At 72.7% G+C, this 9,153-nt stretch carries 9 protein-coding genes; 4 read left to right on the forward strand and 5 right to left on the reverse strand.

Annotation, left to right across the window (positions count from 1 at the left end; translation table 11 throughout):
* Window positions 1–13 precede the first annotated feature (13 nt).
* Both FNX44_RS19225 and FNX44_RS28115 read right to left on the reverse strand, forming a co-directional pair.
* Window positions 14–553, reverse strand: coding sequence for a hypothetical protein (locus FNX44_RS19225; protein ID WP_143649542.1), 540 nt, complete (start codon window positions 551–553; stop codon window positions 14–16).
* Window positions 554–558: 5 nt separating this feature from the next.
* A complete protein-coding gene (locus FNX44_RS28115; RefSeq protein WP_173019229.1) occupies window positions 559–711 on the reverse strand; it encodes a hypothetical protein in 153 nt (50 codons plus the stop codon).
* A 104-nt stretch (window positions 712–815) separates the two neighbouring features.
* Here FNX44_RS28115 and FNX44_RS19230 point away from each other — a divergent pair, with 104 nt between their 5' ends.
* A complete protein-coding gene (locus FNX44_RS19230) occupies window positions 816–1,409 on the forward strand; it encodes a TetR/AcrR family transcriptional regulator (RefSeq protein ID WP_143649543.1) in 594 nt (197 codons plus the stop codon).
* 43 nt (window positions 1,410–1,452) lie between these two features.
* Here FNX44_RS19230 and FNX44_RS19235 read toward each other — a convergent pair whose 3' ends face one another.
* Together FNX44_RS19235 and FNX44_RS19240 are read right to left on the reverse strand one after the other, a co-directional pair.
* Window positions 1,453–1,848, reverse strand: a complete 396-nt coding sequence (locus FNX44_RS19235; RefSeq protein ID WP_323369498.1) for a DUF2933 domain-containing protein — start codon at window positions 1,846–1,848, stop codon at window positions 1,453–1,455.
* Between the two features lie 341 nt (window positions 1,849–2,189).
* On the reverse strand, window positions 2,190–2,771 hold the full coding sequence (locus FNX44_RS19240) for a helix-turn-helix domain-containing protein (RefSeq protein ID WP_143649545.1): 582 nt from the start codon (window positions 2,769–2,771) through the stop codon (window positions 2,190–2,192).
* A gap of 124 nt (window positions 2,772–2,895) precedes the next feature.
* On the opposite strand from FNX44_RS19240, the gene FNX44_RS19245 reads away from it, so the two are divergent.
* Complete coding sequence (locus FNX44_RS19245) at window positions 2,896–4,071, forward strand: UDP-N-acetylglucosamine--N-acetylmuramyl-(pentapeptide) pyrophosphoryl-undecaprenol N-acetylglucosamine transferase (RefSeq protein ID WP_143649550.1); 1,176 nt, start codon at window positions 2,896–2,898, stop codon at window positions 4,069–4,071.
* A gap of 43 nt (window positions 4,072–4,114) precedes the next feature.
* Here the strand turns inward: FNX44_RS19245 and FNX44_RS19250 are convergent, their stop codons facing one another.
* Window positions 4,115–6,577, reverse strand: a complete 2,463-nt coding sequence (locus FNX44_RS19250) for a helix-turn-helix domain-containing protein (protein ID WP_143649552.1) — start codon at window positions 6,575–6,577, stop codon at window positions 4,115–4,117.
* A 162-nt stretch (window positions 6,578–6,739) separates the two neighbouring features.
* Between FNX44_RS19250 and FNX44_RS19255 the strand changes: the two genes are divergently transcribed.
* A complete protein-coding gene (locus tag FNX44_RS19255) occupies window positions 6,740–7,816 on the forward strand; it encodes an alpha/beta hydrolase (protein ID WP_228450015.1) in 1,077 nt (358 codons plus the stop codon).
* A 40-nt stretch (window positions 7,817–7,856) separates the two neighbouring features.
* Complete coding sequence (locus tag FNX44_RS19260) at window positions 7,857–9,071, forward strand: serine hydrolase domain-containing protein (protein WP_143649554.1); 1,215 nt, start codon at window positions 7,857–7,859, stop codon at window positions 9,069–9,071.
* Window positions 9,072–9,153 lie beyond the last annotated feature (82 nt).

Genomic DNA, 9,153 nt, shown 5'->3' on the forward strand with positions numbered 1-9,153 from the left:
GGGTACGGGTGGGTCATCGCCGGTGGCCGGTGCCGCGCCCGGCTTCCTCCGCCGTGCCCGCACGGCGGCTCCTGCGCCAACCGTACGGAGTCAGCCCGCGCGGCTGGAACACCGACAGCATCGTGATCACGGCCAGTAGCACCAGCCCGGCGGCCGCGTCCACCACAAGTTGGACCCGTAGGCCTTCGAGCGAGCCGTCGAGCGCGGACGCGGCGGCGAGCTGCCCGACGGGCCGAGTGTGCAGCAGCAGAAGGCCGACGGCCAGGACGGTCAGGCCGAGCTTGGCCACCACCCAGTAGTGCCGCAGCAGGCCCCACGGCGTGCCGAGCGCCTGGACGACGCCGGTCACCAGCGACGCGAGGGCCAACGGAACGATCACCCACCAGGTCAGCACCTCGGCGGCCGCGTACAGCCCGCGCGTCCGTGCGTCGTCGTCGCCCCTCAGCCCCGCCGCGGCGAGCGCCAGGAACGCGGCCACCGCGCCGAGCCAGCCCACCGAGGCCGCGATGTGCACGGTGAGCGCGACCCTGCGCCACCGCGGGGTCAGCGCCATCGGCGTCAGCCGCCCGTAAGGTGCGAACCCGGGCCGAGCCCGCCGCCCCCGAACACGTGCAGGACCACAAGCGCCGCGAGCACCGCGACGGCGACCACGCCGGACACCCTGACCCAACGCGGCGTCGGTGGACGGCGGTGGGACGGCTCGACGGGCATGACGCACTCCGCTCCTCGCTCGTGCCTTGCTTCCGCTTTTCCAAGACACTCTGTCTACACTCACGGCACAGTGTATCGGCACCTGCCGCACCTACACTGGGCCCGTGCCGAAGCTGTGGAACGACACCATCGAGGAACACCGACGCGCGGTACGCGACGCGGTGCTGGACGCCACGGCGGCACTCGCGGCCGAGCACGGCCCCCGGGCGGTGACGATGTCCCGGATCGCCACCGAGAGCGGCATCGGACGGGCGACGCTCTACAAGTACTTCCCGGACGTCGACGCGGTCCTGACCGCCTGGCACGAGCGCCAGGTCACCGCTCACCTCCGACTCCTCACCGAGCTGCGGCACCGCCCGGGCGGCACCGCGGCCGACCGCCTGGCGGCGGTCCTCGACGCGTACGCGGGAATCCAGCGCCGACGCGCCGCCCACGGCGCCGAACCGAGCGCGCTCCTCCACCGCGGCGAACACGTCGACCACGCCCACCGTCACCTCACCGCACTGGTGCGGGACCTCCTCACCGAGGCCGTCGCGGAGGGAGACGTCCGCTCCGACGTCCCACCCGCCGAACTCGCCGCGTACTGCCTGCACGCGACGGGAGCGGCGGCCGACGTCCACTCACAGGCCGCGGTGCGCCGCCTGGTAACCGTCACCCTGGACGCCCTCCGCCCCGGCCCGCCGGGCGACTCGCCCTGACCAGCCGGACGACGACCTCACGACTACGCGGCCTCGCCGCGACCTATAGCGCCCCACCGCGCTGCCCGCGTCGCCCGCCCTCGTCGCCGGAACCTGCGCCACCATGGGGGCCTGGGCCGCGCATCATGATCAGCATCATCAGCGGGCAGACGAGCACGATCGCGAGCAGCACCAGCGTCCCGGCGGGAACGTCCAGAGCCAGGGCGCCGACGAGCACGATCGCGAGGGCGATCGCGTACAGACCGTACCCACGCGCTCTCGTGGCCGAACCGTCCGCCGGATGCCCCGGGGCCGAGCCACCAGGCCGGCGGACGGGGCCGTTCAGCGCGCGGAACAGCAGCACGACCACTGCGACCACGGCCGCCCAGAACAAGATCATGCTGAGCGACATCGCGAACCAGCCCCACCCGCTGAGGCCGTCGTCGTACCAGAACATCATGGCTTCTCACCTGTTTCGGCCGGCCGGGCGGCTGGGCGGAGTCCTGGTGACCTCCCTTGCCCGCCATCGTCCTCCCGGCGCATCCCGGCCGGACAGGGCCGGAAGGCCCACCGCCCCAGGCCGACCGGCCCGCCCCCGTCAGCGCACCGCGACCACCGCCCGTGGGCCGGTCGCCAGCCGCAGACCGACCGCTACCAGCGTCCAACCGAACCTGACACGGATGCCGGCTAACGCGGCCCGTCGTGGATCTACGCGACGGACGGCGCACGCCTCGGCTCGAAGCTCGACGGCTCGGGCGCGGTGGAGAAGGAGATGTGCGTCGGGAGACATCGTGCGGCCTCTCAGTCGGTGTTCGTGGGAATGACGTGCGAGTGGATGCGCACCTGCTTGGCGGCCGGGTCGTCCGGAGGCGCCGACTCGCGGTAGCTCTCGACGAGTTCGTGCATCTTCAGGATGAGTTCGAGGGCCAGTTCGGGCGTGAGGCTCAACGTCCAGTCGCTCATGTCGGAGGAGCGCCGCCATTCCGAGGGCCAGTCGCCCCGCGTGCCGGTCCAGGTGGCCAGCTCCTGCATATGGTTGTTCGCCACCTCGTGCATGAACAGCTCAGCCGCACCGCGCACGTCCGGGTCCCCGTCGCGCAGCAGCGCGTCGTCGAAGCTCACCCCTCGGTGCACCGCGCGCCACCACCGCTCCCGTCCCTTCCCGTACTCCGGCGCGTCCTCGACGAAGCCGTGCTCCGCGAGTTGACGGAGGTGGTAGCTGGTGGCGCCGCTCGACTCACCCAGACGCTCGGCGAGTTGGGACGCCGTCGCCGGCCCCGACTGCCGGAGCACCTTGAGCAACCGCATGCGCAAGGGGTGGGCGAGCCCTCTCAGGGACCTCGCGTCGAGTCGGCGGACTTCGGATCTCTCCTGCTCACTCACACAAGGAAGCCTAGAGACGCAAAGACTTCTTTGCAAGCAGTTCTTTGCAAGTAATCCTTTGCATGGCCCACTCGGGGTCGTCCGGGAACTCGGTGAGCGTCGCGCGGCCAGTAGGGTTCTCGGGGTGAACAGCACTGCTCCGACCTCCCCCACCTTCCGCCTGATCGTCACCGGCGGAGGCACTGGTGGCCACACGTACCCGGCGCTGACCACGATCCGCGCCCTCCAGCGACGGCTCGCCTCCGAAGGCCGCACACTCGACGTGCTGTGGATCGGCACGGAGAACGGGCTGGAGGCCCGCGTCGCGCCCGCCGAGGGCATCGCCTTCGCCACGGTGGCCACGGGCAAGATCCGCCGGTCCGCCAACCCGCTGAAGCTGGTGAGCCCGTCAAACGTGCGGGACATGGCGCGCGTCCCGCTCGGCGTGGCGCAGGCCCGCAAGCTCGTCGCGGACTTCCAGCCGGACGTCGTACTCGCCACCGGCGGCTACGTGGCCGTCCCCGCCGGCCTGGCGGCACGGCTGTGCCGCCGCCCGCTGGTGCTCCACGAGCAGACCGTCCGACTGGGCCTGGCCAACCGCAAGTTGGCAAGCTCCGCGACGCGGATCGCGGTCTCCTCGGAGTCGACGCTGCCCCTGCTGCCCGAAGCGGTGCGCGGCGCGGCGGTCGTCACGGGCAACCCGATCCGGCCGGAGGTCCTGGCCGGCCACCCGGACAAGGCCGTCGAAGCGCTGGGCCTGCGCGGCTTCGACCGGCGGCTGCCGACCGTGTACGTGACCGGCGGCGCCCAGGGCTCCCAGCAGATCAACGGCGTGGTCCGCGACTCTCTGCCGTGGCTGCTGGAGCGGGCCAACGTGGTCCACCAGTGCGGCCCCGACAACGTCGAGGAGCTGCGGCGGCACGCGGCCGCCCTGCCGACGGCGCTCGCCGGCCGCTACCACCTCACGGGCTTCGTCGGCCCCGAACTCCCCGACGTGCTGGCGCTCGCCGACGTCGTCGTCTCGCGCAGCGGCGCCGGGACGCTGGCCGAACTGACCGCTCTCGGCCGCCCGGCCGTGTTCGTCCCCCTCGCCACGTCCGCCGGCAACGAGCAGGCGCACAACGCCCGTCACCTGGAGGAGGCCGGTGCCGCCGTCGCCCTCGTCGACGACGTGACGCCAGGCCGCCTCCAGGAAGCACTGGCGCCGCTCCTCACCGACCCGGCCCGACGCCGGGCGATGGCGGAGCGGGCCCGAGCCCACGGCCGCCCCGACGCGGCGGACCGCCTCGTCGACGTCCTCCTGTCCGCCGCGGCGAACTGACCGCTTGAGTTACGGGGTTGGCGCGGGCCGAGGCCGACGACGCTCACGTCCGCGTCAACCTCAAGCGGGTCGCCGACTGGCCTGCCGACTGGGGTGAGGGCCGGTAGGACTGGGCGAGGTGGCGTTGCAGCCGGATGTGGCGGAACTGGTAGACGGCGCCGGTCTGGCGCAGCACACCCCGGCGGTAGGCGTCCTCGAGGAAGGCGACCGTGTTCCAGGGCAGCCTGCCCGTCAGCGGCAGCCAGACGCGGGACAGCGTGAACCACTGCCCCCAGGCGGTGAAGACCAGTACGTAGGACGACGCGCCGCCCAGTCCGCCGACGGCGCCGAGCAGAGCCGCGTCCGCCGGCCGCCACACCAGTGGCCCGAGGAGGTCCTGGAACAGGCCGACGACCAGGAAGCCGCAGAGGCCGACGCCGAGGATGATCGCCGGCACGAGCACCAGGAGTTGGTGTCCGGCCGTCACGCGGTTCGCGGACAGCAGCCGGAGCGGCGTGGCCGCCGCGGTGACGTCCATCGGCGCCTCGAAGGCCGCGAGCAGCCCGAAGACCAGCCCGGCCGACAGGCCGAAGATCAGCGCGAAGACCAGCATGTTGACCAGCACGCCGCGGAGCACCACGGGGTCGGAGAGCGACGAGCCGAGGTAGAGGGCGCGGAGCAGCGCGTGCGCCCAGGCGTATCCGACACCGAGCACCGCCCCGCCCAACAGCATGAAGCCGAAGCGGGCCGTGAACGCGCGCAGCGGCCGGCCCGCCATCCGGCGGTCCGCGGCCGGCAGTCTGAGCCGTACCCGGGACGGCTGGAGGGCAACCCGGTCCAGGGCGGCCATGACGGCGTAGACGAGTCCGAAGGCGGCCCCGGCGATCAGCCCGACCAGCGCCCCCTGCACCAGGACGACTTCGGGGCCGAACCACTCGACGGATTCCCAGAGTTGGGCGGTCAGTCCCACCAACCAGGTGGCCGTGGCCATGCACAGGGCGGAGGTCAGGGTGACGTGCAGGACGCGGGTCCCGGTCGGCAGTCCGCGGCTGAGTCGCCACCAGGCGAGGTCCTGTCGGCCGCCGTCCCCCTGGTCGAGGCTGTTCGCGAGATAGCCCAGCCAGTGCCGGGCGCGCTCGGTCTCCCAGTGCGGCTGCCGCCGGCCGTCCTCGGACCGCTCGGGCGCACGGCGCCGGTAGACCGTCGGCACGAAGCCGGCGAGCAGGTGCTCCTCGAGGTCGCTCGGCGTGGGGAAGCGTGTGGTGTCGAGCAGTTCGGCCGGGTTCCGGTCGGGCGCCTCGCTGTACATCGTCCGGGCCAGGATCACCATCAGCGGAGTGCGCAGCACGTCGGCGAGTCGGGCGGCGCCGGGGGCGTCACGGGTTCGCAACGCCTCCAGCACCTCGTCCCATACCCCGGTGGCGTGGGCGGTGTCGCGGGCGACGGGTCGTGCGGTGCGGGGCAGGTAGGCCGCGAGATCGTCGACGGTGAGGTCGGCGAGTTCGATGCCCGCGGCCCACACCAGAGGCGCGCGGGTCGCGGTCACGACCTGCTCGTACTCGTACCGGCGGCTGGTCAGGACCAGCGGCAGGGAGGTGTCGTTCAGCGCGTCCAGCGCCGCGCCGCGCAGGCCCTGCGCGATCTCGTCGAACCCGTCCAGGACCGGCAGGATCAGGTCGGCGTCGACCAGTGCGGCGGCCTGCGTCGTTCCGCCGGCGACCCGGCGGGCGAGGTGCGGGTGGTCCCGTAGCAGCCGGCCCACCAGCAGGTCCCGCACGGTGGTGGCGGCCGGGTCCCACGAGCCGAGACTGACGATCACCGGCACCGGATCGGCCGGCGCCCGGGCCGCGAGGAGGTCGAGGGCGAAGCGGACGGCAAGCACCGACTTCCCCGAGCCCGCGCGGCCGAGTATCACCAACCGCCCGGACCCGACGCGCCGGTAGGTCTCCGCCACGCTGCGCACGTCACCGCTCAGGTCCACGCCCACGGCGGTGGCGCCCGGCGCCAACCGCTGGACGTTCTCGGGGTGGTCCGTCAGGGATGCGGGCGCCGGCTGCCAGCGCACCGGAAGCGGGAACGGATCGTGGACCCGGCGCTGCTCCTCCTCACGCCGCCAGCGCCGCCGCACCTCCCTGGCCAACGAGTCGGCGGCGCCGGCGAGCACGTCGTCGACCGCCGGCGGCGGCCCCGTACCGGCGACGGAGGCGGCCGGTTCGGGCACGGCCACCGGTTCGGGCACGGCCACCGGTTCGGGCACGGCCACCGGTTCGGGCACGCGGGCCGGTTCGGGCACGGCGGCCGTCGGTGTCCGGTCGGCGGTGTCGGTGAGCCGGCGCCGCTCCTCCGGTCCGGCCTCCAGAGCATCCGCAAGCAGGTGCAGGGTCTTCACCCGGTGGTCGGTGGACCTGCCGGTCTCCAGTCTGCGGATGGTCCGCACGCTCACCGTGGACCGCTCCGCCAACTGCTCCTGGGTGAGGCGGGCGCGCTTGCGTAACTCGCGGAGCAGCGCGCCTGGTTGGTCCGTCATTCGGGCTCCCACCTCGCACGGATACGGCAGGGCCTGAGCGTAGCGTGACGACCGGTCACGCATGGCCGGTCGGCTGGCCTGTTCCCCGAGCTGCGTGAACGCCATCGTGACGACGGATGACCGGCGGCCCCGCCGGCACGTCACACGAAGGAGCACTCCCGGATGGGACCCTCAACTCCGCGTCGTATGCGCACTCTTGGCACGGCTCTCGCGGCCGCGCTGGCGCTCACCGCACTCGGCGCCCCGACCGCTCGGGCGGACGCCCCCGCCGTCCCCGACTTCGCCGACGGGTTCGGCCTCCGGATCGCCCAGCCGACCGAGGTGCACTCCGGTACCGACTTCACCCTCACCGTGACCACTCCGCAGGTGTCCGGGCCGCACAAGATCCGCGTCTTCCTGCCCAGCGGCTACGCCGCGAACCCGGGGAAGCGCTGGCCGGTCGCGTACTTCCTGCACGGTGGCGGCGGCACCGTGAACGACGCCGCGGCCGCCCCCGCCCTGCGCTCCGACAAGATGATCACCGTCGTCCCGGACGGCGGCCGCAAGGGCTGGTACGCGAACTGGAAGATGCAGGACACCGTCCTGAAGGCCGCCAACTGGGAGACCTTCCACCTGGAGCAGGTCGTCCCCTTCATCGACGCCAACCTGCGCACTGTGCCCGACCGCGCGCACCGCGCGGTCACCGGCCTCTCCATGGGCGGCTCCGGCGCCCTCCACTACGCCCAGGCCCGACCCGACCTGTTCGGCCACGTCGCCGCGCTCTCCGGCGGCCTCGACTTCGGGATGGCCGAGATCCGCGCGACGGTCGTCGCCACCGAACTGAACCTCCCCGGCGCCTGGTGCGCGGTGAGCAGCGCGAGCGGGTGCCCCGACTACGGCCCGTACGTCGACAGCGACGCCATCTTCGGCTCGCCCTACCCGGTGTTCGGCGCCGACCGCCTCTGGCGCGCCTACGACCCGGCGGCCCCGGCCAACCTGTCCAGGCTCGCGGACACCTCGATCACCCTCTACACCGGCGACGGCGACGTCGTCGACGCGCAGACCGCACGCGCCGCCCGCACCGTCAAGTCCCGACTGGACCAACTCGACATCCCCAGCCGACTCATCGACTACGGCAACGGGGACTCCCTCGCCCCGACCTGCAACGGCGGCCACAACTACGGATGTTGGGCCCCGGCGTTCGCCGACTACGTACCACGCCTGGAAGCCGCCTTCGCGGCGACGTCCGCGACCCGGTGACCACCCACACCGTCACACTCATCGAGGAGATGCCACCACCATGGCAGTGCACAAGCAGTGGAGCAGGGCGAAGCTTCCGGTTGTCATAGGCGCCGTCTGCGCGACCATGCTGACCCTGTCGGGCCCGGCGGCAGCGGCCCAGCACAGGGCAGCCGCCCCGTCGGGGACGGCCGCCCCGTCGGGGACGGCGGCGGCGGAGGAGTACGCGGCCACGTTCGCGGCCCTCAAACGGTTCCAGGCCGCCGCCGGCCCCGGCGCGGCCGTCCACGCCGGAAACAGCAACACAGCCTGGACCCTCTCCGTCGGCACCGGCACCCTCCACGCCGACCGGCCCATCCAGCCCGACGAGCACTTCCGCGTCGGCAGCCAGACCAAGACCTTCACCGCGGCGGTCGTGCTGCAGCTCGCCGACGAGGGCAAGGTGTCACTGGACGCGGCGATCGACGACTACCTGCCCGGCGTCGTCTCCGGCAACGGCTACGACGGCACCCGCATCACCGTCCGCCACCTCCTCCAGCAGACCGGCGGCCTGGGCACCTACAACCCGCACCCCCTGGGCGGAACCCCCGAGGCCAACCCGGACGGTACGTACGAGCTGGCCGCCTCCGTGCGCAAGGGACTCAAAAGCCCACCTGTCGGCGCACCCGGCGCCACGTACAACTACTCCAACACCAACTACCTCATCCTCGGCATGCTCATCGAGAAGCTGACCGGACAGAAGGTGCACCAGGCCGTCACCAGCCGCGTCATCGAACCACTCGGCCTGCGGCGCACCGTCTTCCCCGCCCCCGGCGAACGCGCGCTACCCAGCCCAGCCGTCAACGGCTACCACGGCATCCGTGTCGGCGGCCTGAACCTCTGGGGTCCGGCGCTCTCCTACGATCCGTCGCTCTTCAGCAGCGCGGGGGCGATCGTCTCGACCCTGGAGGACATCAGCGCCTTCTACCGGGCGCTGACCTCAGGCAAGCTCCTCTCCCCCGCGGGCCTGACGGAAATGGAGAAGGTCTGGCGGGCGGCGCCCGACAGCACCGGCGGCTACGGCCTGGGCATCGCCCAGCTGAAGCTCTCCTGCGGCGCCACCGCCTGGGGACACAACGGCGGGCTCCCCGGCTACCTGACGATGACCCTGGTGACGAAGGACGGCCGCTTCGCGTCGGTGGTGACCAACGCGAACTTCGGCATCAACACACCGCTCAAGCAGCTGGACGAACTGCTGGACACGGCCCTCTGCAAGGACACGCCCAAGCGGCCCTGACACCCCGCCCGCGCTCACCACCCACCGGAGGCCCCGCGAGACACGGGGGATCTCGCGGGGCCTCCCGACGGCACCCCCGCTC

Origin of the sequence: Streptomyces alkaliterrae (assembly GCF_007097205.2) — a bacterium.
In the GTDB taxonomy this organism is placed as follows: domain Bacteria; phylum Actinomycetota; class Actinomycetes; order Streptomycetales; family Streptomycetaceae; genus Streptomyces; species Streptomyces alkaliterrae.

Excerpts from the sequence above, each read along its gene's own strand:
- FNX44_RS19225 (WP_143649542.1), bottom strand. The coding sequence starts at position 553 with ATGGCGCTGACCCCGCGGTGGCGCAGGGTCGCGCTCACCGTGCACATC.
- FNX44_RS28115 (WP_173019229.1), bottom strand. The coding sequence starts at position 711 with ATGCCCGTCGAGCCGTCCCACCGCCGTCCACCGACGCCGCGTTGGGTC.
- FNX44_RS19235 (WP_323369498.1), bottom strand. The coding sequence starts at position 1,848 with ATGATGTTCTGGTACGACGACGGCCTCAGCGGGTGGGGCTGGTTCGCG.
- FNX44_RS19250 (WP_143649552.1), bottom strand. The coding sequence starts at position 6,577 with ATGACGGACCAACCAGGCGCGCTGCTCCGCGAGTTACGCAAGCGCGCC.
- FNX44_RS19255 (WP_228450015.1), top strand. The coding sequence starts at position 6,740 with ATGGGACCCTCAACTCCGCGTCGTATGCGCACTCTTGGCACGGCTCTC.
- FNX44_RS19260 (WP_143649554.1), top strand. The coding sequence starts at position 7,857 with ATGGCAGTGCACAAGCAGTGGAGCAGGGCGAAGCTTCCGGTTGTCATA.